Below are 26,134 nucleotides of genomic sequence, written 5' to 3'. Positions count from 1 at the left end.
CACCACCTGTTGCTTATGTTCCAGCATCGAAGGTGACACGAAACTCGCACCGAGGGAGAAAACGATGCGTATTCCGACCAAGACACTTGCCGCCCTTCTGGCACTCGGCGTCAGCGTTCCGGCACTGGCCCTGGGGCCGGCGGCCGCGCAAAGCAACGACACGACGACCGCGGCCCCTGCGGCGGCCGAGCAGCAGACGCCGCCGCCGATGCCGGGCCAGGGCTTCGGCAAAGGCGGCCCCGGCCAGCCGCAGATGGGTTCGAATGGCCAGCGCATGGGCATGGGCATGGGCCCAGGGCCGATGGGTCCTCGCGGCCACCATATGGGCCGTGACGGAGGTCCGAGGGTCGACGCCCGCGGGCCGATGAACTTCGGCGGCGGAATGGGCGGCGGATTCCCCGGCATGCAGGGCGGGCCGAACCCGCTGATGCTGGCCGGTGGCCTGAACGCCGCCGAAACCGCGCTCGGCATCACCACCGACCAGCAGGACGCCTGGAACGGCTTTACCACGGCCTTTCTCGACTTCGCCGACACCATGCATCCCGGCCCCTTCGACGGTCCCGACGGTCCGGCTCAGGGCGACCAGCCCGACGGTCCGATGGGCGGTCCCGGCGGACCCGGCGCCCCCGATGGCGCTATGACCCCGCCGCCGGCCGGTGCGCCTCAGGCGCAGGATCAGGCCCAGGCACCGGCGACTGCCTCCGAAGAGCGCACGCTGACCGATCTGCCGGCCGTCAAGATGCTCGATTTCATGATCGACCGTCAGGCCGAGCGCGCCGAAGCCGCGCAGAACCTGCGCTCGGCCATCGACGACCTGTCGGCGGTGCTGACCCCCGACCAGGTCGAAAAGGCCGACCAGCTTCTGAGCCAGCTGCGGCCCGGTGGCCGAGGCATGGGCATGCATCATCGCGACGGCCGTTTCCAGGATGGCCAACGCGGCCATCATGGACCGCGCTTCGGTCCCGACTCGTCGCGCGACACCCCCCGCGCGCGATGAGTATCGGCCGGGACGCCGTGCCCTCAAGGCGTCCCGGCCCGCTTCTTCGAACCCAAGACGGGTCGCGGTCCTCGCCGCGGCCCGTCTTTCGTTTCACAGCGGCATCGAGCCGACTGGCAGTCTTTCAAAACGTCGGCTTTCATCGGCGAGGAATCGCCGTCGTCGACGTGAGAGCTCAAAGCGCGCTATCGGCGATGGCGTCAACGATCAGCAGGACCGAGCCGGATCGAATCCGCTTCCAACTCGCCTGGCAAGCGGATTGTTTCGCCCTTTCGGCCATGTCGGCGGCCGCGCGACCGCAAGGTCCGCTCCAATACCGGGATTCGTTGTTTGTTCCCCACAAGACGAAGCCGGGCCGGCATCCTGTCCATTTCGCCCTTGCTGCCAGGCATGCCGATCGGCGATACAGGACCTCGCCTGATTCTGGACGCAGCGGCGGACGGACGGGAAAGAAAAGGAGCGCGGCGAGTTCGAGGGGTGTGCTGCCGCGCCCTATAGAGTGTCTTGATGCGCTCGCAATCAAACATGGCGATCTTGTGTCGACCTTACGAATTGCATCGGGCCCGCCGCCTCATCGCGAAGCGGGCCCGATGCGGCCAAGTCTCACGCAAGCAAAGCCGTCTCGCCTGACGCTTCAGGACCCGCTCTCTGCGGCCTTCTCCGGATCGACGGCGCCGGCCGACGGCGAGACCGGCACGCCCTCGGCTTGCGCCTTCCCCTGATCATCCGGCGTCACGCTGCCCTTTTCGGTGTCGTATTCGCGCGTCGACAGATCGGCGCTGTCCATGGCGTCCGGCTTCGTTGCCACGTCCTGCCGCGCTCGTTCGCAATTGTCCGTCTGGCCTGTCATCGTCGCTTCTCCTCCGTTCGGGAAGATGGCGCGAGACCTCACAGGAACAAGCGGAAGTGGCAGCGCCCTACATCGCCGTGCGCGAGCGCATCGCCGCCGCCAACGTGCCCTCGTCCAGATAGTCGAGTTCGCCGCCAACGGGCACGCCGTGCGCGAGCCGCGTGATCTTGACGTCGAGGCCGGCGAGCTGATCGATCAGGTAGTGGGCGGTCGTCTGGCCCTCGACCGTCGCGTTGACGGCGAGGATGACCTCGGCCACGCCTCCACCCGAGACGCGTTCCACCAGTTGCCGGATGGTCAGGTCGTCGGGGCCGATGCCGTCGAGCGGCGACAGCACCCCGCCGAGCACGTGATAGGCCGCATTGAGAGCCTTGGCCCGCTCCAGGGCCCAGAGATCCGACACATCCTCCACGACGATCACCACCGACTGGTCGCGCGTCGCGTCCGAGCAGATCGTGCAGGGATCGCGCGTATCGATGTTACCGCAGGTGGAGCATATCTTCACGTGCTCGACCGCCGCTGCCATGGCGTCGGCCAGCGGCGCCAACAGCTGCTCCTTGCGCTTGACCAGTTGCAGCGTCGCCCGGCGCGCGGAACGCGGCCCGAGGCCCGGCAGCTTGGCCAGCAGTTGGATCAGCCGTTCGATTTCGGGTCCGGCGATGGATTTTGCCATGAACGAGAACTCACCGCGCTCCACACGCGTCTAGCCCGGCGGCGAGAGGCCCCACCCCGGCTTTTGGTTGCGCCGCGAGCAAACGCACGCTTGGCGCCGTTCGTGCCTAGAACGGAAACTTCATGCCAGCAGGCAGTTGCAGTCCGGCGGTCAATTCCTGGGTCTTTTCCTGGATGGCGAGTTCCAGCTTGCTTTTGGCGTCATTGTGGGCCGCGATGATCAGGTCCTCGAGAATATCCTTCTCCTCTGCCTTGATCAGCGACGGATCGAGCGCCAGCGTCGTCATCTCGCCCTTGCCGTTAAGCGTGATCTGAACCAGGCCGCCGCCGGACTGGCCGGAGGCCTCCAGGTCGGCCACGTCGGCCTGCAGGGTCTGCATCTTCTCCTGCATGGCCTTGGCCTGCTTCATCATGCCCATCAGGTCTTTCATCGGGTTTCTCCCAATCGGTTACGCACTCGAGCGAGCCCACGTTCGGATTGAAGCGCAGTGTCGCTCTCGCCTCTTGCTTTGCCGCATGATGAGGGTCCGAAAAGTCTGCAACTTTTCGGCATCATGCTCTGGCGGGTCGGCGGGACAACCCGCCGGATCGAAAAACGATGCGCCCGGCCGCCGAAATCGATCGGCGGCGACGCATCGTGGTAAAGGGCTCAATCGTCGTCGTCTTCGCTCGGATCGATGCCGCCGTCGAGGTCGTCCGCAACCTCGGAGGGCTCCAGCGCCCCGTCGAGATCCTCGGCCACCTCGGCAGCCGTGCCGCGCAGCCTGACGTCGACGATCTTCGCGCCGGGAAAGGCGTCCAGAACGGCCGACACCTCGGGGTCGGCCCTGGCGTCGGAAACCAGCGCCTCGCGCTCCGCCTGCTCCTGCTCCTCGAGGGTCGGTGCGCCGTCCTCGCGGCTGATCGTCACCACCCAGCGCCGACCGGTCCAATCCATCAGCCTGCGCGCCAGATCGCCCGGAAGGGTCTTCGGCGCCTGCGGCATCAGCGCGATCTCGATGCGTCCCGATTCGAGCTTCACCGGCCGGATGTAGCGGTGGATCCAGATGTGCATCAGGGAATCGCGCCGCTCTTTGGCCAAGGCCGCGAGATCGGCGATGGTCTTGAGCACCGGCTCCTCGGGCTGCGGCGCAGCGGCGACGACAGGGCGCGCCCGAGGCGGCGGCCCGCCGGCCGAGGCATGGGAAACGGTCACGAACTCCGGCTTGGCGCTGGCGACCGGCTGGCTGGCCGCCGCAGCGACGCCCCCCCGAGCATCGCCGGCGGCTCCCGTCGCGGGTGCGACCGCTGCCGTTTCGCCGCGCGGCGCCGTGGACGCCGCGGCAGGGCCACCGCCCGGAGCGCCGCCCTCGAGCCGGGGCACCTCGCCGCTCTGGATCATTCGCACGATCTCGTCCGGCGACGGCAGGTCCGCGGCATAGGCGATGCGGATCAGCGCCATTTCCGCCGCCTGGCGCGAATCGACGGCGCGCTGTGCCTCCTCGATCGCCTTCATGAGCATCTGCCAGACCTGCGACAGGGTGCGCACCGACAGCGATTGGGCAAAGCTCCGGCCACGGTCGAGTTCGGCCGGCGACAGCGCCATTTCGGCGTCCGTCTCCGGTACGAACCGCAAGGTGGTGACGAGATGGGTGAAATTGGCGAGGTCGGTGAGAACCACCACCGGATCGGCACCGCCGGCATATTGCTCGCGCAGTTCGGACAGGGCGGCGGTCGCGTCGCCCTTCATCAGATACTCGAACAGGTCGATGACCCGCACCCGGTCGGCGAGCCCCAGCATGTCGCGGACCGCCGTGGCGACAATGCGTCCCGCGCCGTGGGCGATCGCCTGGTCCATGATCGACAGGGCGTCCCGCGCCGAGCCCTCGGCCGAGCGCGCGATCAGCCGCAGCGCTTCTTCATCGGTCTCGACCTGTTCGGAGCCGGCGATCTTCTTCAGATGCGCCATCAGTTCGGCCGAGTCGATACGTCTCAGGTCGAAGCGCTGGCAGCGCGACAGGACGGTGATCGGGACCTTGCGGATCTCGGTCGTGGCGAAGACGAACTTCACATGCTCCGGCGGTTCTTCCAGCGTCTTCAACAGGCCGTTGAAGGCCTGGTTGGAGAGCATGTGCACTTCGTCGATGATGTAGACCTTGTAGCGCGCCGACACGGGGCGATAGCGCACTTGCGCGATGATCTCGCGAATGTCGTCGATGCCGGTGTGGGAGGCCGCGTCCATTTCCACGACGTCGACGTGGCGGCCTTCCATGATCGCCTGGCAGTGCACGCCGAAGCCGCGCATGTGGATGGTCGGCTGGTCGATCTCGTCGGTCTGGTAGTTCAGCGCGCGCGCCAGAATTCGCGCCGTCGTGGTCTTGCCGACGCCGCGTACCCCGGTCAGCATCCAGGCCTGGGCGATGCGCCCCGTCTCGAACGCGTTGGTCAGCGTGCGCACCATCGGCGCCTGGCCGATCAGGTCGTCGAAGCTCTCGGGGCGATATTTGCGCGCCAGTACCCTGTAGGGCGCAGCCGGCGGCGTCGGCTCCATGTCGTCCATCGTCATGCGTCCCGATATAGTGCCGGACGTCGGCAGACGCGACCGGGCCGGAAAGGTTGATCGGGCATGCTCGGTCCTGCGCGGCGGTTCGGATCGTCAGGACGGTTGTGCGGCGGATACCGCCAAGACGCAAGCCATGCCATGATCGCCGAGCCGGAGGCAGCGCCCGACAAATGCCGCTTTCGGCCGGTCCAAGGCCGCGCTACCAACGAATCGAGTCCCCTGCCCCCGCCAAGAGTCCCCCATGACGCTCCAACGTTATCAACAGCTTCGCCGGCTCGTCCTGGCCGGTGTGCTGCTTCTCGCCTTGATCCTGCTGCTCTTCGTTCGCTCCAGCGCGTCCGAAGAAACGCATGAGATGATCGAAATGATCGGCCTCGGCATGATCGTCGTCGGTATCGTCGGACGGATCTGGTGCACGCTCTATATCGGCGGCCGAAAGTCAGCCGAGATCGTCGACGCCGGCCCCTATTCGATCAGCCGCAATCCGCTCTACGTGTTTTCCAGCGTCGCCGCCGCCGGCCTGGGCGCACAAAGCGGCAGCCTCATCGTCGCATTCGTCACCATGGTGGTCTGCATCGCGGCGTTCCACGTGGTGATCCGCCGCGAGGAACGGTTTCTCGGGCAACGGTTCGGGACGGTTTATGCGGACTATGTCGAGCGGGTGCCTCGCTTCTGGCCCAATCCAGCCCTGTTCCGCGACCAGCCGGAACTGATGGTGAAGACCGACCGGATCTACGCGACGCTGTTCGACGGGTTGGTGTTTTTCGTCGCCATGCCTCTGCTGGAAATCGTCGAATGGCTGCAGGACGGCGGCGTCCTGCCGGTGCTGCTGCGGCTGCCGTAACCGACACCGCCGGCGCCTCGTTCAACCCAGCCGAAAGACCTTCGAGATGCGATCGACCGGCGTTCCGTCGGCAAGGGGCACCGCTCGGTCGGTCTTGTAGTCGACAAAGCCCATCTTCGAATAGTAGGCGAGTCCGCCGGTGTTGTCGGCCCTGATCGTCGCGTTGATGGCTTCGAGCCCCAAGCCATGGGCTCGCTCTCTCGTTTCCGAAAAAAGCGCGGCGCCGACACCCGGGATCTTCTTGTCCTGATCGGCGAATGTGGCGATGTCACCCCATCCCGCCGGCAGCTCGGGATGCCGACAGACGGCCTGGAATCCGACGAGACGTCCGTCCTGGATCGAGACTGCGACCACACAGCAAGCGAGGTCGGGGCCGTCGATGAAATGCTCGCGGAAGCCCGCCGGCGAGAACGCCTCCTCCATCGCGGTCGTACCGCCCCGACGAATGACGGCATTGAGGAGTTCGGTCAGTTCGGCGGCGTCCGCCGCGCGGCCAGGGCGTGTGGCGATGGAAGGCGGGGAGGACATCGGGGGCATACTGCGCTCCTTTAACGCCAGGGCGACCGCGCCGGAGGCAGCCCCGGATCGGCGAGATGCGCCGAGCCCGGAAGCAGCAAGGGAGATTGCCGCCATTTTTTGGAAAAGTCGAAAAAAGGGGTGGGAGGCTGGCACGGCGACCCGTGCCGGAGCTCGTTGGGGCTGCTTCCTTCCGGACCTGACCCGGTTGGCGAGTGGCGCGTCCACCACCAACCTCCCAACACCCATATCGACAATCACGACGGCAAATGCAAGGGTTCAAGGGAGCGCAGCAACGATAATACCGATGCACCGTTCGTCCCGGCCTTTGGCAGCGGGGCCTGCCAGCGCTCTGAGGAGGAAGCAGGACCAGACGCCATGCACGCTTTCCGTCTCGACCCTCGCCTCGAGGGTGACACCCTGCCCGTCGCGATCATGGGCCTCTGCGAGCTGCGCCTGATGGATGACAGCCGCTGGCCATGGCTGATCCTGGTGCCGCGCCGCGACGGCATCGCCGAATTTCATGACCTCACGCCGTTGGACCAGACCATGCTCACCTTCGAGGCGTCGCTGGTGAGCAAGGCGCTCAAGCAGTTGATGCGGGCCGACAAGATCAACACGGCGATGATCGGCAATGTCGTCGCCATGCTGCATCTGCATGTGGTCGCCCGCTTCACGGGGGATCACAACTGGCCAAAACCGGTCTGGGGCCTCGACGGCCGCATCCCTTACGATGACGAGGCGGGCGAGAACCTTGCCCGCGCCCTGCGTGAGGCGATACTGGTGGCGTGACGCACCGTCCGGTGCCCCAGATCAGCGACGACCCACATCATGTTCGACGAAATCAGTGCCCGAACCGGCTTTGCCGGCAACCGCCTCGTGCGCGGTTCCGAACACCGCAGCGAGGAGACCCTGCGGGCGGCGCTGGATCACCCCGACGCACGCGTCCTGCTTGGTTTCGACGGCGGCTGGATGATGCGCTCCAACGAGATCTGCCATGAGGCGCACTTTTCCGTATCCGATGCCCGACGCTTCGGCGCCCGGTTCGAGGATGCCGTCCTGCTCGGCACCGATGACGAGGGTCGTCCGCGGTTGGCGATGCCTTTGGCCGAGATTCCCACGGAGAAGGATCTGGTCCCGCTCGATCTGCGGTCGATCGCCGAAGGCGCGCTGCTCGATACGGACGCCGAAGGGCAGCTCGCCCAGGCCGCCCACCTTCTTTCCTGGCACCGGTCGCACCGCTTCTGCGGCCGTTGCGGCGGGCCGACGGTCGCCGAGGCCGCCGGCATGCGCCGTCGCTGCACGGCCTGTGACACGATCGTCTTCCCGCGCACCGACCCGGTGACGATCATGCTGGTGCACGATGGGCGCGGCAACGCCATCCTCGGGCGTCAGCCGCGCTTCCGCCATCTGGCCTGGTCCTGCCTGGCGGGTTTCGTCGAGCCGGGAGAGACCGTCGAGGACGCGGTGCGTCGCGAGACCAAGGAGGAAGCCGGCGTCACCGTCGGACGCGTCTCCTATCTCGCCTCCCAGCCCTGGCCGTTTCCCGGCTCCCTGATGATCGGCTGCCTGGCGGAAGCGGCGACCGTCGACATCGATTTCGACGGCGACGAACTGGAGGATTGCCGCTGGTTCTCGCGCCAGGAGGTGCGTCTGGCGCTGGCGCGCGAACATCCCGATGGCATCACCCTGCCCGGCCGCTTCGCCATCGCCCATCATCTGATCAAGGCCTTCGCCGACGGAGAGGTATGAGACCGCGCCGGATGGAAGATCCCGGCCTTGTGGGGCAAAGCCTCTTACCTCGGGGGTCCTACCGACCGGCTATGAAGGCGCCGAACCACCGCATGATGAAGGGAGCAACCACCCGCGAGATGCTGGCGACGATCAGAGGTGTGAAGATCAGCGACCTCTCCCAAACGAACGTCCCGGTGGTGAACGGCATCAAGATATACTGAACGCCGTGACGATGGGATAGACGCCCAGGGACATGGAGAAGACGAGACGAAGCTGGCGCATCGGAGGCTCCTTGGTCGATCGCGCGGCGGTCAGCGCGGCGGCAGTTCGTGGACGAAGCTCGTCAGCAGCGATCTGAGCGCGGCGGGCTGCTCGATCTGGGGAAGATGGCCGCTTTCGGCGATCGTTTCGAACCGGCAGCCCGGGATCGCTTCGGCGAAGGCGCGGCCATAGGCTGGCGTTGCAACGCGATCGCTTTCCCCCCAGACAACAAGCGCCGGCATCGCCACCGCACCGAGCCGTGATGCCAGATCGGGGTCCTGCATGGCGTGGCCCTGGTCGTAGGCGGCCAGCGCCTCGAAATTCGCCCGCATCATCGCCTGGCGCTCCGGGCTCAACGCGGTGGGATCGATACGGAATGCGTCGGGACGGTGAAAGCTGAAATTTGGCAGATCGCCGGGCGGTGTCGTGAAGACGTCAAGAACGGTCTCGCCCGGCACAGTGAGGCCCACGGCATCGACCAGTACCAACCCGGCAATGTCCTGCGGGAACGAGGCAGCCATTTCTGCGGCAATCCAACCGCCCATTGAGAAGGCGATGACGATCACCTCGCGCAACCCCGCCTCGGCGATGATGTCGGCATAGCCCCCTGCAAGCTCCTTGACGCCATTGATGCCGGCCGGTCGGTCGGTACCATCGAAGCCGGGGTGGGTCGGCAGGATGACTTCAAAGGCGTCCCCGAGACCACGCGCAAAGGTCTCGACCGTGGCGAGGCCGCCGCCGCCATGCAGCACAAGAAGCGGCCGTCCCGCCCCGAACTGCTCGATTTGCATTCCCTTCGTGCGGGCGATCGCCGGCACCGACCGAGTTTGATAGGCCATGTTGACATCTCCGGATGAAAAAAGCGATATTTATAAGCTTGCTTATATAAGGATATTTATATAGTGTCAACGAGTCTCGACGCTCTCGGCCGCGCCGTGAAACAGCTGCAGACGAAGCACCACCGCATGCTGGACATCCGCTTGACGGAGATCGGATCGTCTCTGGCCCAATGGGATGCATTGCGGGCGGTTCACCGCAATCCGGGCGCCTCCTCGCATGCCTTGGCGGAATACACCTTCCAGACCGACCAGTCCTTCGGGGCGCTGGCGGCGCGACTGGTCGACAAGGGTCTGGTGTCGCGCTCTGCCGGCAAGGGACGCGCGATCTGCTACGTCTTGACGGCGAGCGGCGAAGACATCCGGCGGCGCGGAGCATCAATTGCCGCGGAGGTGTTCTCCGCCTCCTTCGCCCCCCTCGACGAGGACGAACGGGCGGTATTGCTCTCGCTCCTCGAGCGCCTGATGATCCCGGCCTCGAACCGATGACCCCCGGAAGGCGTCGATCCCAGTAGGTGCGAGAGCGATTCGCGAACCGTAAGCAGCCACGCTGCCGTCATGACCTACGGCCTGGCCGGCGAGCGCTTGATCGTCATAGACCAGACGGACAGCCTCGCGGCGCCAGCCCATCGGCGAGTGGCTCGTGTGCCGGGCAGTGGAGGACGCCCGGCCCGCCCGAAAGTCGATTCTGCCGCCCTATCCGTTCGAAGGCGCAGATCGAGCGCCACCCGAAATGGCAGGACGTGCGGGCGCGATGATGGCATGCCCCCACGCCCCGGCCTTTGGCCGGCGTTGGCGGCGGCCGGCTCGCTGCTACTCCGCCGGCGACAGCAGCGCCTGACGGTTGTCGGCCGCCGGATAGACGCCGAGATTGCGGTACTCGGCGGAGAAGAACCGAAGCTCCTGCAGCGCCCGATCGAGCGCCGGATCGTGCGGATGGCCCTCGACGTCCGCGTAGAACAGCGTCGCGGCGAAGCTGCCGCCGAGTTGGTAGCTCTCCAGCTTCGTCATGTTGATGCCGTTGGTGGCAAAGCCGCCCAGCGCCTTGTAGAGCGCCGCCGGAATGTTCCTTACGCGGAAGACGAAGGTTGTGACCACGTTGCGGCTGGTGTAGGTGCGACCCGTCTCGTTGAGCGAGGCGTCGCGCGGCGCCCAGAGGCTCAGCCGCCGCTCGTCCGGGTCGGCCAACGGGCGATGCTCCGGATTGGCCAGGATGACGAAGCGGGTGACGTTGTTGGCGCCGTCCTCCACGTCCTCTTCCAGGATGTCGAGGCCATAGACCTCGGCCGCCAGACGCGGGGCCAGGGCAGCGCGGGTGCGATCGCCGGTGCGCGCCACCTCCTGGGCGGCGCCCGCCGTGTCGCCCGCCACCACCGGCTTCCAACCGTTCGAGCGGATGTATTTGCGGCACTGGCCGAGCGCGTGGATATGGCTGTGTACGGAGCGGATCTCGCTCCGTTTCACGCCGGGCAGCGCCATCAGCTGGAAATGGATCGGCATGAAGTGTTCGCCGACGATCTGCAGCCCCGAATCGGGCATCAGCAGATGGATGTCGGCAACCCGGCCGGCCAGCGTGTTCTCGATCGGGATCATCGCCAACCGAACCGGGACCTCCTGGCCGTCGACGACGGCGTGGCCCGACTTCAGAACCTCGAAAGCATCGTCGAACGAGGGGCTCGGCAGCCGGTTCAGGCGATGGCCGAACACCGTTTCACACGCCATGTCGGAATTCGCGCCGGGCTCGCCCTGATAGGCGATCCACGAACCGGCGACGTCCGGCATCATGTCCAGAACGTCCATCACAGCCTCTCCCCGGCGATCATGGCCCGCGCCTGATCCAGATCGGCCTGCGTATCCACCCCCAACGGCACGGTGTCGACGATCTCGGCATCGATCCGCATGCCGGCTTCCAGCGCCCGGAGCTGCTCCAGCTTCTCGCGGCTTTCCAGAACCGACGGCGGCAGCGATACGAACCGCTCCAGCGCGGCGCGCCGATAGGCATAGATGCCGACATGATGATAGAGTGGCCCCTCGCCGTAAGGGGCGGTCGTCCGGGTAAAATAAAGCGCCCGCAGCCGCGTCGGCCCGATCGGCGTGCCGACGATCTTGACCACCGCCGGCCGCGTCTTGTCCTCTTCGTTGTCGATCTCGACGCAGAGCGTGGCGATATCGCAGTTCGGATCTTCGAGCGGTCGCAGCACCGCGCGCACGGCCTCCGGCTCGATCGTCGGCAGGTCGCCCTGCAGGTTCACGACGATCTCGGCTTCGCCCGCCGGATCGATGGCGGCCAGCGCCTCGAAGATCCGGTCCGATCCGCTCTGGTGATGGCTGCCGGTCATCGCCGCCTCGAAGCCCGCCGAGCGGACGGCCGCCGCGATCTCGTCATTGTCGGTGGCGACGATCACCCGGCCGAGGCCGGCGTCGCGTGCGCGCTCGGCGACATGGACGATCATCGGCCGGCCGGCGATATCGGCAAGCGGCTTGCCGGGAAGGCGGGTGGATGCCAGACGGGAGGGGATAGCGACGATGATGGACATGGGACCTGACAGGCGACGCAAAAGCCGCCGCGAGCGACGCGGTCGGCCTAAAGGGTTCATGAGAAGCCCCTTATAGGTGTTGCCTTCAAATCGCAAAAGACCTAGGGTCCGCCCGCTTTTCTAGGAGATTATGCCGGTTCTAAAGTACCGGCTTGGCGAGGGAGCCGCCTTTTCGATGGATTCGTTCGAGGTCAACAAGATTCTCGGCGCCGTTCTGGGAACGGTGTTCGTTCTTTTTGGCGGAAGCCTCGTAGCAGAGGCGATCTTTCATTCCGAAGTGCCGGAAACCTTCGGCTATGCCGTCGAGGTCTCTGAAGAATCTGGCGGTGCGGCTCCGGCCGCGGAGGAAGCCGCGGCGCCGATCGCCGTCCTGCTGGCCGATGCGGACGCCGACGCCGGCGCCTCGCAGTTCAAGAAGTGCCAGGCCTGCCACGACGGCACCAAGGGCGGCGCCAACAAGGTCGGCCCCCATCTCTGGGATGTGGTGATGAGGCCCGTTGCCAGCATTGAGGACTTCAACTACTCGGCCGCCATGAAGGACTTTTCCAATGGCGGGCAGGAGCAGTGGACCTATGACCATCTCAACCACTTCCTGACCAGTCCGAAGGACTTCATTCCTGGCACCGCCATGGGCTTCGCCGGCATCAAGAAGGACCAGGACCGGGCCAACCTGATCGCCTATCTGCGGACCTTGAACGACAATCCGCCGCCGCTGCCCGAGCCTGAGGCGGCCGAGGAGCAGACCGCCCAGGACGCGGCCGCAACGGAAGAGACCAACCCGGCCACGACAACGGAGCCGGCTGCAGAGGCAGGCACCCAGCCGCAGGGCGGCGGCACCGCGCCGGCCGCGAGCGACGCCGAGGGCGAAGCGGCTTCGCCCGCCGAAGAGGCCACCCCCGCGGACCAGAACGACGCCGGCAATGCGACGGCGACGGAGCAGCCGGCACAAGCGGAGCAGCCTGTGATCCCGGCGGAAAACCAGGAGGAAGCCGCTCCCGCCGAGTCCGGGACCGCTCAATAGCCCGGCAATCCGCGGCATATCAGGATGATGTGATCGACAGGCCGGGCTCCGACGCCCGGCCTGTTTGTGTTTGGCGCCAGTCTGCATCGCCAGCGATTTGGACTTGCCGGCGCAAAAGGTTAAACTTTCGTCAGAACCGTGGCCTGGTCCCAGAGCGGCCATAGATTGTTCGGATGTTGGCCCGAATCAGCGCGTTTCCCTCGTTTCGACACCCTGGAGGCCCCTTTTGAGGTTGCCCTTGCGATCCGCCCCGAAGTTGCTCCTCTGCCTCGGCTGGCTCATGGCCGCCGCTCCCCTGGCCGCAGCGCAGCAGTCGCCCGCCCCGGCCGACCAGCCTTCGGAGACTCCCGCGGCCGCATCGACCGACGAAAGCGCGAAGCAAGGCTCATCGGCCGCCGCAGACAGCGGCTGGGTCACCTGGGATTCGCTCGTCGCACCATCGAAATACGCGGACGGATTCCAGCATTACGACTACGTCAATCCGGATGCGCCGAAGGGCGGAACGCTGAACCAGGTGGCGATCGGCAGTTTCGACAGCTTCAATCCCTTCATCGTGCGCGGAACGGCGGCGGCCGGCTTTGCCAATATCGGCGGTGGTCTGCTCTATGAAACCCTGACCGAGCAATCGACCGACGAGCCCGGCGTTTCGTATGGACTGATCGCGGAAGCGCTCAAGTTTCCGGACGACGACTCCTGGGTGAGTTTCCGGCTCAATCCGAAGGCCCGCTGGCATGACGGCGAGCCGATCACGGTCGACGACGTCATCTGGAGCTTCAACACGCTCAAGGAGCTTCATCCCCAGTGGGCGGCCTACTACCGCAACGTCGTCAAGGCCGAGCAGACGGGCGAGCGCGAGGTGACCTTTACCTTCGACCAGAAAGGCAACCGCGAACTTCCTCACATCATGGGCGATCTCGTGGTCCTGCCCCGGCATTGGTGGGAAGGCACAGACGCCAACGGCAAGACGCGCGACATCACCCAGCCGACCCTGGAGCCGCCGCTCGGCTCAGGCCTCTACAAGATCGCCGATTTCAGCACCGGCTCCTCGATCACCTGGGAGCGTGTGCCTGATGCCTGGTCGGCCGACCTTCCGGCCCATGTCGGCCGCTATAATTTCGATCGAATGCATTTCGTCTATCTGCGCGATTCCAATGCGTCGTGGGAAGCCTTCAAGAAGGGTGGCCTCGACGACTGGCGGCTGGAGAACATCTCGCGGCGCTGGGCCGAGGATTACGACTTTCCGGCCGTTCAGAACGGGCAGGTGATCCGCAAGACGCTCGACGATCCCGGCGTCGATTCAATGCAGGCTTACGTGCTCAACAACCGCCTACCCAAGTTCCAGGATCGCCGGGTGCGCAAGGCGCTGACGCTCGCCTTCAATTTCGAGGAGATGAACCGGACGCTGTTTTTCGGTCTGTACGAACGCATTTCCAGTTATTTCTCCAATAGCGAGTTGGCGGCCACCGGCCTGCCGAGCGAGGCCGAACTCGGCTATCTGAAACCGTTGAAGGACCAGATTCCCGACGAAGTCTTTACCGAGGAGTTCAAGCTGCCGGTCTATGGCGATACCCAGTCGGCGCGGGATCACCTGCGCAAGGCGCTTCAGCTTTTCAAGGAAGCCGGTTACGAACTTAAGGGCACCTCACTGGTGAACGCCAAGACCGGTGAACCCTTCACCATCGAGTTTCTCGGGGATGATCCGAGCGACAGCCGCACGCTGGAGCCGTTCGCCCGACAGCTTCAGCGCCTCGGGATCAAGACCAATATCCGCATCGTCGACACCAACCAGTATATCGAGCGAATGACCGACTTCGACTTCGAGGTTGTCGCCATGAAATACTACCCGCAGTCGCTCTCGCCCGGCAACGAGCAGCGCGATTTCTGGGGCTCGGCCGCCGCCGATGCGTCCGGCAGCCGCAACTATGCGGGCATCAAGAATCCCGCGATCGACGAACTCGTCAACGATATCGTCTACGCTGAAGACCGCGAGCATCTGGTCGCAGCCACGCGGGCGCTCGATCGCGTCATGCTCTGGGAATACTACGTCGTGCCGCAATGGCATCTGACGTCCTTCTGGCTCGCCTACTGGAACAAGTTCGGCATGCCCGACGATCAGCCGGACTCCGCCGGCCTCGACCCCTACTCCTGGTGGATCACCGATGCCCAGAAGGACGCCGCGGCGGGGACGCCATGAGCATCCTGTTCACCCGCCGCCGCTTCGGCCAGCTCGCGTTCGGGCTCGGCGCGGCGGCGCTCCGACCGAAGCTTTCCCTTGCCGCCAACCCGGTCGAGACGCCGCTGCACGGCCTTTCGGCCTTCGGCGAGCTGAAATACGGGCCGGGCTACGACGCTTTCGACTATGCGGCGCCCGACGCGCCGACCGGCGGCAGCTTCCGGATGGCGCCGTCCTACTACTACTTCAACCAGTCGCTCCTGACCTTCGACACCTTCAACACCTTCGTGCTCAAGGGCAACGCCCCGCCGCGCATGGAAAAGTGCTACGATGCGCTGATGACGAGCGCGCTCGACGAGCCGGATTCGATCTATGGCGCGCTGGCCGAAAGCGTCACGATCTCCGCCGACCGCAACACCTACACCTTCAAGCTCAGGCCCGAGGCGCGCTTTTCCGACGACAGCCCGGTGACGGCCGAGGACGTCGCCTTCAGCTATCTGAGCCTCAAGGAGAAGGGCCATCCCGACCTGGCGCTGGACCTGCGCGAGTTGACCGACGCGATCGCCGACGACGAGCAAACGGTGCGGCTGGTGTTCTCCGGCCGCCAGAGCGAGCAGACCGTGCTGGGCGTTCTGACCGACCCGATCGTGCCGAAGAGCTTTTTTGCCGACCGCGATTTCGAGACCACCGACCTGACGCCGATCCCCGGCAGTGGTCGCTATCGCGTCGGCGCCTACGAGCCCGGCCGTTTCATCGAATACGAACGGCGCGGCGATTACTGGGCCGAGGATCTCCCCTTCGCGCGAGGCCTCGACCATTTCCAGACGATCCGCATCGAGTTCTTCCGGGATCGCCAAGTCGCCTTCGAGGCCTTCAAGAAGGGTCAGGTGCACTGGCGCGAGGAGTTCACGTCGAAGAACTGGGCGACCGAATACGACTTTCCAGCGATCGTCGATGGCCGCGTCGTGCGCCGCACCTTTCCGCGCGAGCGGCGTCCGGGCTTCCAATGCTGGGCGCTCAACCAGCGCCGCAAGCGCTTCGCCGACCAGCGCGTGCGGCAGGCGATCAATCTCTGCTTCGACTTCGAGTGGACGAACGCCAACATGTTCTATGGCCTCTACGTCCATTCCGATTCCTGCTTCGAAACCTCCGAGTTCAAGGCGATCGACGCGCCCGACCAGGCGGAGCTGGTCTTGCTGGAGCCGCTGCGCGAGCAGGTGCCGGACGCCGTCTTCGGCAAGCCTTGGATACAACCGGTCTCCGACGGCTCGGGCAACGACCGCCGGCTCCTGAAACAGGCGCTCGACCTCTTCGCCGAGGCCGGCTGGACCAACCAGGGCGGCGCCCTGAAGAATGCGGCGGGCGAAACCTTCACGCTGGAATATCTGATCGACGATCAGGGCTTCGAACGGGTCTACGGCAAGTTCGTCGAGACGCTGCGTCGTCTCGGCATCGACGCGGGGTTTCGCCTCGTGGATGCCGCCCAGTACCAGGATCGGCGGAACAATTTCGATTACGATCTGATTCAAGGCGCCTGGAGCCTGTCGGCAACACCCACCCGTGACAGCCTGCGGACCTTTTTCGGCAGCGACACGCGCGACCATCAGGGTTCCAACAATCTGCCGGGCATGGCCGACCCGGCCGTCGATGCCCTGATCGATAAGGCCGCGAGCGCACAGAGCCGCGAGGACCTGGTCACCGCCATGCGCGCGCTGGACCGCGTGTTGCGGGCGCGGCTCGACTGGATTCCCAACATCCATTCGGCCGAGCATCGCGTCGCCTATTGGGACCATTTCGGCTTCAAGGAGACCAAGCCCGACTACGGCTGGCCAGTCGAGGCGCTGTGGTGGAGCACCAAAAAGCCGAGCACCGAAAACTAACGAGGATTCATGGGCGCCTACATCATTCGCCGCCTGCTTTTGATGATTCCGACCCTGCTCGGCATCATGGCGGTCTCATTCCTGGTGATCCAGTTCGCGCCGGGCGGCCCGGTCGAGCAGGTAATCGCCCAGCTCCAGGGCCAAGGTGGCGGCGCCACCGAACGCGTCTCCGGCGGCGGCGGCGATTTCGGCTCGTCGGGCGGCGGCATGGAAACCTCCGGCGAATCCTCCTCCGGCTATCGCGGCGCCCAGGGGCTCGACCCGGAGTTCATCGCCCGGTTGGAAAAGCAGTTCGGCTTCGACAAGCCACCGCTGCAGCGCTTCGGCATGATGCTGTGGAACTATGCCCGCTTCGATTTCGGCGAGAGCTATTTCCGCTCCATCTCGGTGATCGACCTGATCCTCGAGAAGATGCCGGTTTCCATCTCGCTCGGGCTTTGGATCACCCTGCTTTCCTACGCCATCTCGATTCCACTCGGCATCCGCAAGGCGCTAAAGGATGGCTCCGCCTTCGACGTGTGGACCAGCGGCGTCATCATCATCGCCTATGCGATTCCCGGCTTCCTCTTTGCGGTGCTGTTGATCGTGCTTTTCGCCGGCGGCTCGTTCTGGGACATTTTTCCGCTCCGCGGCCTCTTGTCCGACGGTGTGCGCGGCGCATGGTGCACCCCCTGGGATGGACAGTTCGATATTCCCAACTGCGTTACTCGCACGATTCCGGACTATTTCTGGCACCTGACGCTGCCCTTGATCGCCCTGGCGCTATCGGCCTTCGCCACCACCACGCTGCTCACCAAGAACTCGTTTCTCGACGAAATCCGCAAACAGTACGTCACCACGGCGCGCGCCAAGGGCCTGACAGAGAACCGCGTGCTCTACGGCCACGTCTTCCGCAACGCCATGCTGATCATCATCGCCGGCTTCCCGGGCGCCTTCATCTCCGCCTTCTTCTCGGGCTCGCTGCTGATCGAGACGATCTTCTCTCTCGACGGGCTCGGGCTGCTCGGCTTCGAATCCATCTACAAGCGCGATTATCCGGTGGTGTTCGCCACGCTCTACATCTTTTCGCTCATGGGCCTGATCACCACGCTGATCTCCGACCTCACCTACACCTGGATCGATCCCCGCATCGATTTCGAGAAGCGGGAGGTTTGAGGATGGCGCGCAACGGACCGAGCGTTCGAACGATCGCAGCCAGACGGCGAAAGGGAGGTCTCGATGGATAGGCTCGAAGACACCGACTTCCCTCGCGAAATCGATGCCGCCGACACCGCGCGCGAGCAGACCGAGGGGATCGCCCAGCAGGCGCCGGAAATGCGCTTCCAGCGCCGGCGCTTGTCACCGCTCAACGAACGGCGCTGGAAGAACTTCAAGGCCCACAGGCGCGGCTACTGGTCGCTCTGGATCTTCGCGATCCTGTTCGTCGTCACGCTCTGCGCCGAGTTCGTCGCCAACGACAAGCCGCTGCTCGTCGAATACAAGGGTGAGTTCTATTATCCGGTCTTCGTCGACTATCCGGAGGAGGTGTTCGGCGGTTTTCTGCCCGTCACCAACTACCGGGATCCGTTCGTGCAAGACGAGATCCAGTCCAACGGCTGGATGATCTGGCCGCCGATCCGCTATTCCTACCGCACCGTCAACAACGAGATTCCGACGCCGGCCCCTTCCGCCCCTTCCTGGACCTTCACCAAGGAGGAGCTTTGCCAGCAGTATCCTCAGGGGGTCGACGATCCGAACTGTACGCTCGGCAACTGGAACTGGCTCGGCACCGACGATCAGGCGCGCGACGTGCTGGCCCGGCTGATCTACGGCTTCCGCATCTCGGTGCTGTTCGGCTTGGTCCTGACGGTCGCCTCCGCCGTCATCGGCGTCGGCGCCGGCGCGATCCAGGGCTATTTCGGCGGCTGGGTCGACCTTCTGTTCCAGCGCTTCATCGAGATCTGGTCGTCGATTCCGGTGCTCTATTTGCTGTTGATCATCGCAGCGATCCTGCCGCCGGGCTTCTGGATTCTGCTCGGCATCATGCTGCTGTTCTCCTGGGTCGCCTTCGTCGGCGTGGTGCGGGCGGAATTCCTGCGCGCCCGCAACTTCGAATACGTCAATGCCGCCCGCTCGCTGGGCGTCGGCGACTGGACGATCATGTTCCGCCATCTTCTGCCCAACGCCATGGTGGCGACGCTGACCTTCCTGCCCTTCATCCTGAACGGTTCGATCACCACGCTGACCTCGCTCGACTTCCTCGGCTTTGGCCTGCCGCCCGGCTCGCCCTCGCTGGGCGAGCTTCTGGCCCAGGGCAAGAACAATCTTCAGGCGCCGTGGCTCGGCTTTTCCGGCTTCATCACCATATCGATCATGCTGTCGCTCTTGATCTTCATCGGCGAAGCCGTGCGCGACGCCTTCGATCCGCGCAAGAGCTTTGAGTGACGTCATGAGCGATCACCATCATCATCATCGCGATCATCATGGCCACAGCCATGGTCACGATCATTCGCACCACGGCCACTCCCACGCCCTTGGTGGCCATGCCCATGGCGCCAATCAGAGCCGGATGGCGATCGCCGCGCTGTTGACCGGCCTCTTCATGGCGGCCGAAGTGGTCGGCGGGCTGATCTCCGGCTCGCTGGCGCTGCTCGCCGACGCCGGCCATATGCTGACCGACTTCGCGTCGCTGGCGCTGGGTTATTTCGCCTTCCGCCTATCGGCCCGGCCGAGCGACGCGAAACGCACCTATGGCTACGACCGCTTCGAGGTCCTGGTCGCCTTCGTCAACGGTCTGGCGCTCTTTCTCATCGCCGGCGTCATCGTCTTCGAGGCCTATGAGCGCCTGCGCTCGCCGGTCGAAATCCTCGGCGGCACGATGCTGGCGATCGCCGTCGGCGGCCTTCTCGTCAACGTCGCCGTCTTCTTCGTCCTGCATGGCGCCGATCGCGACAACCTCAACATCCGCGGCGCGGTGCTGCACGTGATCGGCGATCTGCTTGGCTCCGTCGCGGCGCTCGCCGCGGCGCTCGTCATCATGGCGACCGGCTGGACGCCGATCGATCCGATCCTGTCGGTCGTGGTCGCCCTGATCCTGCTCGTCTCCGCCTGGCGGCTGGTGCGAGACGCCGGCCATGTACTGCTGGAAGGCGCGCCGACCGACCTCGACGTGTCGGACATCGGGCCTCACCTGGCCAAGGCGATCCCGGAGGTGCGCGAAATCCACCATCTCCACGCCTGGACCATTACGCCGGAGCGCAAGATGGTGACGCTGCATGCCTGCGTCATCGAGAGCGCCGATCCGCCCGCCGTGACCCAGGCAATCAAGGCCGAGCTGCAAAGGACCTTCTCGATCAATCACGCCACGGTGGAAATCGAGCGCCATGTTTGCGCCGACACCGGTATGGCGATGGCCTGCCACGAGCACGATACCGCGGCCGGCCAGCAGCCGGCGAACGATCATCACCCCTCTCATGGCATCGCCGCCGAGCACGCCTGATCGGAGCCCGAATGTCCCAGACCGCCGCCATCGCTCCTCGGGAGACCCTGCTTTCGGTGAACGACCTGTCGGTCGCCTTCCGCCAGGGCGAGCGGGTGACGCTCGCCGTCGACGCCATCTCGTTCGAGATCCGCAAGGGCGAGATCCTGGCTCTCGTCGGCGAATCCGGTTCCGGCAAGTCGGTCTCGGCCTTGTCGATCCTGAAGCTCCTGCCCTACCCGGCGGCCAGCCATCCGGGCGGTTCGATCCAGTTTTCCGGCAAGGATTTGCTCACCGGCACCGAGCGCGATCTGCGTTCGGTGCGCGGCGACCGCATCTCGATGATTTTCCAGGAACCGATGTCCTCGCTCAATCCGCTGCACACGATCGAGCGGCAGGTCGGCGAGGTGCTGAAGGTCCACCGCGGGCTCTCCGACAAGGCGGCGCGCGCGCGCACCCTGGAACTTCTGAACCAGGTCGGCATCCGCGAGCCGGAAAAACGCCTGGGTGCCTTTCCGCACCAGCTCTCCGGCGGCCAGCGACAGCGCGTGATGATCGCGATGGCGCTCGCCAACGAACCGGACCTTCTGATCGCCGACGAACCCACCACGGCACTCGACGTCACGGTGCAGGCCCAGATCCTGGAACTCCTGAAAAAGCTTCAGGCCGAGCGCCACATGGCGATGCTGTTCATCACCCACGATCTCGGCATCGTGCGCAAGATCGCCGACCGGGTCTGCGTCATGCATCGCGGCAAGATCGTCGAGGAAGGCCCAACGGCGCGCATCTTTGCCGACCCCCAGCATGCCTACACCAGGCATCTTCTCGCCGCCGAGCCCAAGGGCGCGCCGCCGGCCGCCAACGCCAACGCCCCGGCGGTGATGGAGGCCAAGGATCTGAAGGTGTGGTTTCCCATCAAGACCGGGCTGATGCGCCGCACCACCGACTATGTGAAGGCGGTGGACGGCATCGATATCACCGTACGCGCCGGCCAGACCGTGGGTGTGGTCGGCGAGTCCGGGTCCGGCAAGACGACGCTCGGCCTGGCGCTCACCCGCATGATTTCCTCCAATGGCGAGATCGTCTTCGAGGGCGACCGCATCGACAATCGCTCCTTCAAGGCGATGCGCCCCTTGCGCGAGCGGATGCAGATCGTCTTCCAGGATCCTTACGGCTCGCTCAGCCCGCGCATGTCGGTGGCGGAGATCATCGCCGAGGGACTGCTCGTCCACCAGCCGGGCCTCACGGCGTCCGACCGCGACGCTCGCGTGGTCGCCGCGCTCCAGGAGGTCGGGCTCGATCCCGCGACGCGCTTCCGCTATCCGCACGAATTTTCCGGCGGCCAGCGCCAGCGCATCGCGATCGCGCGCGCGATGGTGCTCAATCCGCGTTTCGTCATGCTGGACGAGCCGACCTCGGCACTCGACATGAGCGTCCAGGCGCAGGTGGTCGATCTCCTGCGCGATCTGCAGAAGCGCCATGAACTCGCCTATCTCTTCATCAGCCACGATCTGAAGGTGGTCCGAGCGCTTGCCAACGAGGTCATCGTCATGCGCAACGGCAAGGTGGTCGAGCGCGGCCCATCGGAGGAAATCTTCGAGCGTCCGAAGAGCGACTACACCCGCGCGCTGATGGCGGCCGCGTTCGATATCGCGGCGACATCGGGAGACGTCGTCTCGCAATGACCGACTTCAATCGCGATGATCTCTCCGACCAGTCGCTGGACTGGGAGGAAGAAGGGCGGAAGCGCGTCTATGACGGCTTTCGGCCTGTCGAGGAGGTAATCCTATCGCATCGGGCTCTCGCCAACGGCGAAATGCTCGGCCCGATGCATCGGCAGGTGCTGTTAACCAGCCTTGTCACCCTGGTGATTCCCTACGACCCGGTGCTCGATGCGATCGTCGTCATTCGCCAGTTTCGCCTGGGCGCAGCCATGCGCCTCGGACACGCGGCCATGCTGGAACTGCCTGGCGGCATGGTGGACGAAGGAGAGTTTCCGCAAGAGGCCGCGCGTCGCGAGTTGGAAGAGGAGACGGGCCTGAGGGCAAAAACGCTAGCCCCAGGTTACGAGATCATGGCCGCGCCAGCGCTGACAGACGAGTTGGCTATGGTCTTTCTCGCCATTGTCGATGCCTCGACCCTTGCCGAATCCGCCGGCAACCATCATGAACACGAGGACATCCGGCCGATCGCCGCCAGGGTAGACGATCTGATCCGGGCCGCGGATGACGGACGCATCGTGAACGGCTATCTGGTCGGAGGTCTCAACTGGTTCGCTCGCAAGGGACGGGCCATGGCGGCGACGCTGATCAGCATGCCCGAGGGAAACGAGCCTTGACGATTCTTCTGTCCATCACCGGCTTCGAGCCGACGCGCTGGCTTAAGGCGCTGTCCGACCACGCGCCGCAGCGCTCGATTCTGCTTCACCCCGAAAACGTGCACGATCCCTTGATCGAATACGCCGTGGTGTGGAACCAGCCGCCCGGTCTGCTCACCGGCCTGCCCAACCTCAAGGCGATCTTCTCGATCGGCGCCGGCGTCGACCACGTCCTGAAGGACAAGACGTTGCCGGACGTGCCGATCGTGCGCATCGTCGCCGAGGACCTGACCACCCGCATGAGCGAGTATGTGGTCTGGCGGGTGCTCGATCACATGCGCCGGGGCCTCCCCTATCGCGCCCAGCAGGACGCCGTGCATTGGCGGGCCCGGCGCCGCCAGCCCAAAGCCAGCGAGGTAACGGTCGGCATCATGGGCTTCGGCGAGATGGGCCGAGATGCGGCCAGGAAGCTTCAGGGTCTGGGCTTCTCGGTCGCCGGTTGGGGCCGCTCGCCGAAGACCGCGTCGGGCATCCAGACATTCGCCGGCGAGGCGGAGCTGGACGGTTTTCTGGCGGTGAGCGACATCGTCGTCTGTCTCCTGCCGCTTACCGATGAAACGCGCGGCATCCTCAATTACGGCCTGTTTGCCCGGATGAAGAAGCAGACGCCGATGGGCGGCCCGGTCCTTATCAATGCGGGGCGCGGACGGCTTCAGGTCGAGGCCGACATCCTTCGCGCCCTCGACGAAAAGATCTTGTCGGAAGTCTCGCTCGACGTCTTCGAGCGTGAGCCGCTGCCGCCGGCGAGCCCGCTGTGGAAGCATCCGCGCGTCTTCATCACGCCGCACGTCGCCGCCGTCTCCGAGCCGGAGGCTCTGGCGCCCCTCATCATCGGTCAGATCGACGCCTTCGAGCGCGGCGAACCCCTACGACACACCGTGGATCGACAGACCGGCTACTGACGGGAGTCCGTACCGAGGGCAAAGAGCGCTTATCGATAAGGCTCGAAACGCTCGGTCCAAGGCTCGAAGCGCTCAGTCCGATGCAGGGACGGCCCACGACCGTCCGCGAGGCCCAGATCGCGCAATCTGGCCTCCGGCAGGACCGCCGGGTCGATGATCCGATAGCGAGGCCCGGAGCGGCGTAGGCCGGCGATGCAGCTGAGAACAAAGAGGGTAGCGAGCCCGGCCGCGAGGCGGCCGGACTGAAGTCCGGTGCTCAAGATCATGTTCGATGCCGCGTCGGGCGGCTCCCTGTTCCTGCCGTCGAATGTCGGTCGGCAGGCCTTGCAATTCCAACTGAAATGCGAGCACTATGCATAAGGTGAGCTTATGCATTAGGCGTTGACGCTTGGAACACCGAGACCTTCCGCCTCTGGCCGCCGTCCGCGTCTTCGAAGCAGCCGCCCGGCATCTCAGCTTCACCAAGGCCGCGGCCGAACTGGGCATGACGCAGGCTGCGGTGAGCTATCAGATCAAACTGCTCGAGGAACGGGTCGGCGCGCCGCTGTTTCTGCGGAAGCCGCGCTCGGTGAGCCTCACGCCGAGCGGCCAAATGCTGGCGCCGGCGACGACCGATGCGCTCGATCTGATTGCCTCGTCCTATGCCGCGGTGCGTGGCAGCATCGCCACGGTTCTCTCCATCACCGTTCTGGCGACCTTTGCGGCAAACTGGCTTGCGCCCCGCATCGGGTCGTTCCAGATGAAGCACCCGGACATCGCGGTGCGCTTCGACACCACCAACGAAATGCTGGACTTTGCGCGTCATGACGTGGATGTCGCCCTGCGCTCCGGCAGTGGCGGCTGGCCGGGCCTGGTCGGGCATCGCCTGCTGCCGGTCGATTTCGCGCCCATGCTCAGCCCGCGGCTCCTGGAGCGCTTCGGCCCGCTTCGAGAACCGGCCGATCTCCTCAGGTTCCCGCTGATCGCGCCGCGGGATCCATGGTGGGCCGTCTGGTTCGAGCGGGCCGGCGTGACGAACTACGACCCGGAGAAGCATCCGAACTCCTTCCTGGGAACGCAGTATCTCGAATCCCGCGCCGCCATCGGCGGGCTCGGCGTCGCGATCCTGTCGTCGGTCTTCTATCAACAGGAGGTCGCGGATGGCCTCCTGCAACAGCCCTTCGATCTCGTCGCCGACGAAGGTCGCTCCTATTGGCTCTGCTACGCGGAGAATCGGCGCAACGTCCCGAAAATCCGCGCTTTCCGCGACTGGATTCTGGCCGAGATGGAGCAGAGCCGGAGCGGCGCGGGGCTGCTCGCGCCTACGCCCGGAGCCGCCTGACGCTGGTGACGAACACGCCTTTGGCTTCGAGGCGCGCGACCATCTCGGCGAGCGGCTCGATGGCCGTCATCATATGATGCGCGTTGGCGTGGACGACGCGCTCGCCATCGATCATGATCCCCACATGGCCTTTCCAGAACACGAGATCGCCGCGCTGCAGCGCCTCGATGCCGGCCAGCCGGGTGCCGAGCTCCCTCTCCTGCATGTCGGTATCGCGCGGCGCCCAAATGCCGGCCATCTGGCAGGCGACCTGGACCAGTCCCGAGCAGTCGATACCGAGCACCGTCTTGCCACCCCAGAGATAGGGCACCCCGAGAAAGCGTTCGGCCACCGCGACGAAATCGGCCTCCACCTCGCCGGGCGTACGCAGATGCTGGCCGACGACGGCCCCGAACGGCCGGATCAGGCCGTAGCGCGCATTGTGATCCTCGGCCTGCCCCGTCACCGTTACCAGGGCGCCCATCGGCAGCGCGTCGAGCGGCGGCCGTTTGATGTCGGGACCGGGAAACACCAGCGTGCGCGGCGCACAAACCCGGTGTGTGGGGGCCGCCTCGGGTTCGCCCAGCGCGCCCTCCGCCAGCCAGCCAACATAGCCGTCGGCGAGGAGCTGCGCCCAGACCCAACCCTCGTCCGTCGACTCGAAGACGAGCACGTCCTCGCCGCGGAGCGCCTCGGTGTCGACCGGCGCATCGGACCGCGGTGCCCGGCGCAGCGGCGCGGTCGCCGCCGTGACGCGCGCCGGCCGACCCTCGACGAAACGCGTCGCCTCGACCCGCCCCTCCAGGCGGCTGTCGGCGAGATCGGCACGAAAGGCGTTGACGCGCTTGTCCAAATCCTCGCTCATGGTGCCAATTCCCCTGCCAGTTCGACGAACCGGTCCGCAAGCTGAGACACGTAGAGACTCCCCTTGACCGTCCGGCGCACCAACACGTTGCGACGGTCGTCGGGATCGCGCCGCCGCTCGACGAGCTCCATCCGGCTCATCGTGTCGAGCGCTCGGGTGATGACCGGCTTGGTCACGCTCAGCTTGGCCGCAAGCCCGCGCACCGTATGCGGCGGCAGTTCCAGATAGATAGTGAGTAGAATCGCGGTCTGCCGCAATGTCAAATCGGGGCTGGCGGCTCTCGCCTGCCGCAACGAACTCTGGTGTAGAAGCCGCAAGGCCTGCGCCGGGCGAAGCTCGATCCCCATGGCTCGTTTCGTTTCGGTTCCGT

General features: G+C 65.4%; 25 protein-coding genes and 1 other RNA gene. 15 read left to right on the top strand and 11 right to left on the bottom strand.

Annotated features, from left to right (window positions below):
* Positions 1-64 precede the first annotated feature (64 nt).
* Entirely contained in the window at positions 65-997 is a 933-nt protein-coding gene (locus tag SMD10_RS03845) for a hypothetical protein (protein ID WP_331684326.1), read from the top strand.
* A gap of 634 nt (positions 998-1,631) precedes the next feature.
* Here the strand turns inward: SMD10_RS03845 and SMD10_RS03840 are convergent.
* The 4 genes from SMD10_RS03840 to SMD10_RS03825 all read right to left on the bottom strand — a co-directional run bounded on the left by SMD10_RS03840 (position 1,632) and on the right by SMD10_RS03825 (position 5,049).
* Positions 1,632-1,847, bottom strand: coding sequence for a hypothetical protein (locus tag SMD10_RS03840; RefSeq protein ID WP_331684325.1), 216 nt, complete (start codon positions 1,845-1,847; stop codon positions 1,632-1,634).
* Positions 1,848-1,914: 67 nt separating this feature from the next.
* On the bottom strand, positions 1,915-2,520 hold the full coding sequence (recR, locus tag SMD10_RS03835; protein ID WP_331684324.1) for a recombination mediator RecR: 606 nt from the start codon (positions 2,518-2,520) through the stop codon (positions 1,915-1,917).
* Between the two features lie 106 nt (positions 2,521-2,626).
* Positions 2,627-2,950 (bottom strand): YbaB/EbfC family nucleoid-associated protein, encoded by a 324-nt coding sequence (locus tag SMD10_RS03830; RefSeq protein WP_331684323.1) that lies wholly within the window; start codon positions 2,948-2,950, stop codon positions 2,627-2,629.
* A gap of 218 nt (positions 2,951-3,168) precedes the next feature.
* Complete coding sequence (locus SMD10_RS03825) at positions 3,169-5,049, bottom strand: DNA polymerase III subunit gamma/tau (RefSeq protein ID WP_432757181.1); 1,881 nt, start codon at positions 5,047-5,049, stop codon at positions 3,169-3,171.
* A gap of 253 nt (positions 5,050-5,302) precedes the next feature.
* Here SMD10_RS03825 and SMD10_RS03820 point away from each other — a divergent pair, with 253 nt between their 5' ends.
* Complete coding sequence (locus SMD10_RS03820) at positions 5,303-5,905, top strand: methyltransferase family protein (RefSeq protein ID WP_331684321.1); 603 nt, start codon at positions 5,303-5,305, stop codon at positions 5,903-5,905.
* Positions 5,906-5,926: 21 nt separating this feature from the next.
* Here SMD10_RS03820 and SMD10_RS03815 read toward each other — a convergent pair whose 3' ends face one another.
* Both SMD10_RS03815 and ffs read right to left on the bottom strand, forming a co-directional pair.
* The gene (locus SMD10_RS03815) at positions 5,927-6,442 is read right to left on the bottom strand and encodes a GNAT family N-acetyltransferase (protein WP_331684320.1); all 516 of its coding nucleotides are present in this window, start codon (positions 6,440-6,442) and stop codon (positions 5,927-5,929) included.
* Positions 6,443-6,562: 120 nt separating this feature from the next.
* An RNA gene (ffs, locus tag SMD10_RS03810) (signal recognition particle sRNA small type) lies at positions 6,563-6,660 on the bottom strand.
* A 139-nt stretch (positions 6,661-6,799) separates the two neighbouring features.
* On the opposite strand from ffs, the gene SMD10_RS03805 reads away from it, so the two are divergent.
* Together SMD10_RS03805 and nudC are read left to right on the top strand one after the other, a co-directional pair.
* Positions 6,800-7,213, top strand: a complete 414-nt coding sequence (locus SMD10_RS03805; protein WP_331684319.1) for an HIT family protein — start codon at positions 6,800-6,802, stop codon at positions 7,211-7,213.
* A 39-nt stretch (positions 7,214-7,252) separates the two neighbouring features.
* Positions 7,253-8,173 carry an NAD(+) diphosphatase gene (gene nudC / locus SMD10_RS03800; RefSeq protein ID WP_331684318.1) on the top strand — a complete coding sequence of 307 codons (921 nt, stop codon included), beginning with the start codon at positions 7,253-7,255 and terminating at the stop codon, positions 8,171-8,173.
* 293 nt (positions 8,174-8,466) lie between these two features.
* Here the strand turns inward: nudC and SMD10_RS03795 are convergent, their stop codons facing one another.
* Positions 8,467-9,255 (bottom strand): alpha/beta fold hydrolase, encoded by a 789-nt coding sequence (locus SMD10_RS03795; protein ID WP_331684317.1) that lies wholly within the window; start codon positions 9,253-9,255, stop codon positions 8,467-8,469.
* A gap of 63 nt (positions 9,256-9,318) precedes the next feature.
* Here SMD10_RS03795 and SMD10_RS03790 point away from each other — a divergent pair, with 63 nt between their 5' ends.
* Positions 9,319-9,741 (top strand): MarR family winged helix-turn-helix transcriptional regulator, encoded by a 423-nt coding sequence (locus SMD10_RS03790; RefSeq protein WP_331684316.1) that lies wholly within the window; start codon positions 9,319-9,321, stop codon positions 9,739-9,741.
* Positions 9,742-10,065: 324 nt separating this feature from the next.
* On the opposite strand, the gene SMD10_RS03785 is transcribed toward SMD10_RS03790, so the two are convergent.
* Entirely contained in the window at positions 10,066-11,052 is a 987-nt protein-coding gene (locus SMD10_RS03785; RefSeq protein ID WP_432757174.1) for a prephenate dehydratase, read from the bottom strand.
* A complete protein-coding gene (locus tag SMD10_RS03780) occupies positions 11,052-11,789 on the bottom strand; it encodes a 3-deoxy-manno-octulosonate cytidylyltransferase (protein ID WP_331684315.1) in 738 nt (245 codons plus the stop codon). Before SMD10_RS03780 ends, SMD10_RS03785 begins: the two co-directional genes overlap by 1 nt.
* Positions 11,790-11,964: 175 nt before the next feature.
* Between SMD10_RS03780 and SMD10_RS03775 the strand changes: the two genes are divergently transcribed.
* From SMD10_RS03775 to gcvA, 10 genes are all read left to right on the top strand, one after another.
* Positions 11,965-12,810: a c-type cytochrome gene (locus tag SMD10_RS03775; protein WP_331684314.1), complete on the top strand. Its 846-nt coding sequence runs from the start codon at positions 11,965-11,967 to the stop codon at positions 12,808-12,810.
* A 280-nt stretch (positions 12,811-13,090) separates the two neighbouring features.
* Positions 13,091-15,004, top strand: coding sequence for an extracellular solute-binding protein (locus SMD10_RS03770; RefSeq protein ID WP_331684313.1), 1,914 nt, complete (start codon positions 13,091-13,093; stop codon positions 15,002-15,004).
* The gene (locus SMD10_RS03765; protein ID WP_331684312.1) at positions 15,001-16,863 is read left to right on the top strand and encodes an extracellular solute-binding protein; all 1,863 of its coding nucleotides are present in this window, start codon (positions 15,001-15,003) and stop codon (positions 16,861-16,863) included. Before SMD10_RS03770 ends, SMD10_RS03765 begins: the two co-directional genes overlap by 4 nt.
* A gap of 9 nt (positions 16,864-16,872) precedes the next feature.
* The gene (locus tag SMD10_RS03760) at positions 16,873-18,018 is read left to right on the top strand and encodes a microcin C ABC transporter permease YejB (protein WP_331684311.1); all 1,146 of its coding nucleotides are present in this window, start codon (positions 16,873-16,875) and stop codon (positions 18,016-18,018) included.
* Positions 18,019-18,177: 159 nt separating this feature from the next.
* Complete coding sequence (locus SMD10_RS03755) at positions 18,178-19,287, top strand: ABC transporter permease (RefSeq protein WP_331684453.1); 1,110 nt, start codon at positions 18,178-18,180, stop codon at positions 19,285-19,287.
* 4 nt (positions 19,288-19,291) lie between these two features.
* A complete protein-coding gene (locus SMD10_RS03750; protein ID WP_331684310.1) occupies positions 19,292-20,341 on the top strand; it encodes a cation diffusion facilitator family transporter in 1,050 nt (349 codons plus the stop codon).
* 11 nt (positions 20,342-20,352) lie between these two features.
* Complete coding sequence (locus SMD10_RS03745) at positions 20,353-22,005, top strand: ABC transporter ATP-binding protein (RefSeq protein WP_331684309.1); 1,653 nt, start codon at positions 20,353-20,355, stop codon at positions 22,003-22,005.
* Positions 22,002-22,658: an NUDIX domain-containing protein gene (locus SMD10_RS03740; RefSeq protein ID WP_331684308.1), complete on the top strand. Its 657-nt coding sequence runs from the start codon at positions 22,002-22,004 to the stop codon at positions 22,656-22,658. The genes SMD10_RS03745 and SMD10_RS03740 overlap by 4 nt, the downstream gene beginning before the upstream one ends.
* Entirely contained in the window at positions 22,655-23,599 is a 945-nt protein-coding gene (locus tag SMD10_RS03735; RefSeq protein ID WP_331684307.1) for a 2-hydroxyacid dehydrogenase, read from the top strand. Before SMD10_RS03740 ends, SMD10_RS03735 begins: the two co-directional genes overlap by 4 nt.
* Before the next feature lie 388 nt (positions 23,600-23,987).
* Positions 23,988-24,920, top strand: a complete 933-nt coding sequence (gene gcvA / locus SMD10_RS03730; protein WP_331684306.1) for a transcriptional regulator GcvA — start codon at positions 23,988-23,990, stop codon at positions 24,918-24,920.
* Here gcvA and SMD10_RS03725 read toward each other — a convergent pair.
* Positions 24,901-25,764: a C40 family peptidase gene (locus tag SMD10_RS03725; RefSeq protein ID WP_331684305.1), complete on the bottom strand. Its 864-nt coding sequence runs from the start codon at positions 25,762-25,764 to the stop codon at positions 24,901-24,903. The genes gcvA and SMD10_RS03725 overlap by 20 nt on opposite strands.
* Positions 25,761-26,111, bottom strand: a complete 351-nt coding sequence (locus SMD10_RS03720) for a MarR family transcriptional regulator (RefSeq protein WP_331684304.1) — start codon at positions 26,109-26,111, stop codon at positions 25,761-25,763. The genes SMD10_RS03725 and SMD10_RS03720 overlap by 4 nt, the downstream gene beginning before the upstream one ends.
* Positions 26,112-26,134 lie beyond the last annotated feature (23 nt).

The organism is Consotaella aegiceratis (assembly GCF_036541425.1).
In the GTDB taxonomy this organism is placed as follows: Bacteria; Pseudomonadota; Alphaproteobacteria; order Rhizobiales; family Rhizobiaceae; genus Consotaella; species Consotaella aegiceratis.
The sequence above is the reverse complement of the archived record's forward strand: the minus strand, read 5'-3'. Positions and strand labels throughout refer to the sequence as shown.

Coding starts and splice junctions, on each gene's coding strand:
- SMD10_RS03770 (WP_331684313.1), top strand. CDS start 13,091: ATGGCCGCCGCTCCCCTGGCCGCAGCGCAGCAGTCGCCCGCCCCGGCC.
- SMD10_RS03745 (WP_331684309.1), top strand. CDS start 20,353: ATGTCCCAGACCGCCGCCATCGCTCCTCGGGAGACCCTGCTTTCGGTG.
- SMD10_RS03815 (WP_331684320.1), bottom strand. CDS start 6,442: ATGCCCCCGATGTCCTCCCCGCCTTCCATCGCCACACGCCCTGGCCGC.
- SMD10_RS03740 (WP_331684308.1), top strand. CDS start 22,002: ATGACCGACTTCAATCGCGATGATCTCTCCGACCAGTCGCTGGACTGG.
- SMD10_RS03830 (WP_331684323.1), bottom strand. CDS start 2,950: ATGAAAGACCTGATGGGCATGATGAAGCAGGCCAAGGCCATGCAGGAG.
- recR (WP_331684324.1), bottom strand. CDS start 2,520: ATGGCAAAATCCATCGCCGGACCCGAAATCGAACGGCTGATCCAACTG.
- SMD10_RS03720 (WP_331684304.1), bottom strand. CDS start 26,111: ATGGGGATCGAGCTTCGCCCGGCGCAGGCCTTGCGGCTTCTACACCAG.
- SMD10_RS03795 (WP_331684317.1), bottom strand. CDS start 9,255: ATGGCCTATCAAACTCGGTCGGTGCCGGCGATCGCCCGCACGAAGGGA.
- SMD10_RS03775 (WP_331684314.1), top strand. CDS start 11,965: ATGGATTCGTTCGAGGTCAACAAGATTCTCGGCGCCGTTCTGGGAACG.
- SMD10_RS03805 (WP_331684319.1), top strand. CDS start 6,800: ATGCACGCTTTCCGTCTCGACCCTCGCCTCGAGGGTGACACCCTGCCC.
- SMD10_RS03845 (WP_331684326.1), top strand. CDS start 65: ATGCGTATTCCGACCAAGACACTTGCCGCCCTTCTGGCACTCGGCGTC.
- SMD10_RS03785 (WP_432757174.1), bottom strand. CDS start 11,052: ATGGACGTTCTGGACATGATGCCGGACGTCGCCGGTTCGTGGATCGCC.
- SMD10_RS03780 (WP_331684315.1), bottom strand. CDS start 11,789: ATGTCCATCATCGTCGCTATCCCCTCCCGTCTGGCATCCACCCGCCTT.
- SMD10_RS03750 (WP_331684310.1), top strand. CDS start 19,292: ATGAGCGATCACCATCATCATCATCGCGATCATCATGGCCACAGCCAT.
- SMD10_RS03760 (WP_331684311.1), top strand. CDS start 16,873: ATGGGCGCCTACATCATTCGCCGCCTGCTTTTGATGATTCCGACCCTG.
- SMD10_RS03825 (WP_432757181.1), bottom strand. CDS start 5,049: ATGGAGCCGACGCCGCCGGCTGCGCCCTACAGGGTACTGGCGCGCAAA.
- SMD10_RS03725 (WP_331684305.1), bottom strand. CDS start 25,764: ATGAGCGAGGATTTGGACAAGCGCGTCAACGCCTTTCGTGCCGATCTC.
- SMD10_RS03755 (WP_331684453.1), top strand. CDS start 18,178: ATGCGCTTCCAGCGCCGGCGCTTGTCACCGCTCAACGAACGGCGCTGG.
- nudC (WP_331684318.1), top strand. CDS start 7,253: ATGTTCGACGAAATCAGTGCCCGAACCGGCTTTGCCGGCAACCGCCTC.
- SMD10_RS03820 (WP_331684321.1), top strand. CDS start 5,303: ATGACGCTCCAACGTTATCAACAGCTTCGCCGGCTCGTCCTGGCCGGT.
- SMD10_RS03765 (WP_331684312.1), top strand. CDS start 15,001: ATGAGCATCCTGTTCACCCGCCGCCGCTTCGGCCAGCTCGCGTTCGGG.
- SMD10_RS03840 (WP_331684325.1), bottom strand. CDS start 1,847: ATGACAGGCCAGACGGACAATTGCGAACGAGCGCGGCAGGACGTGGCA.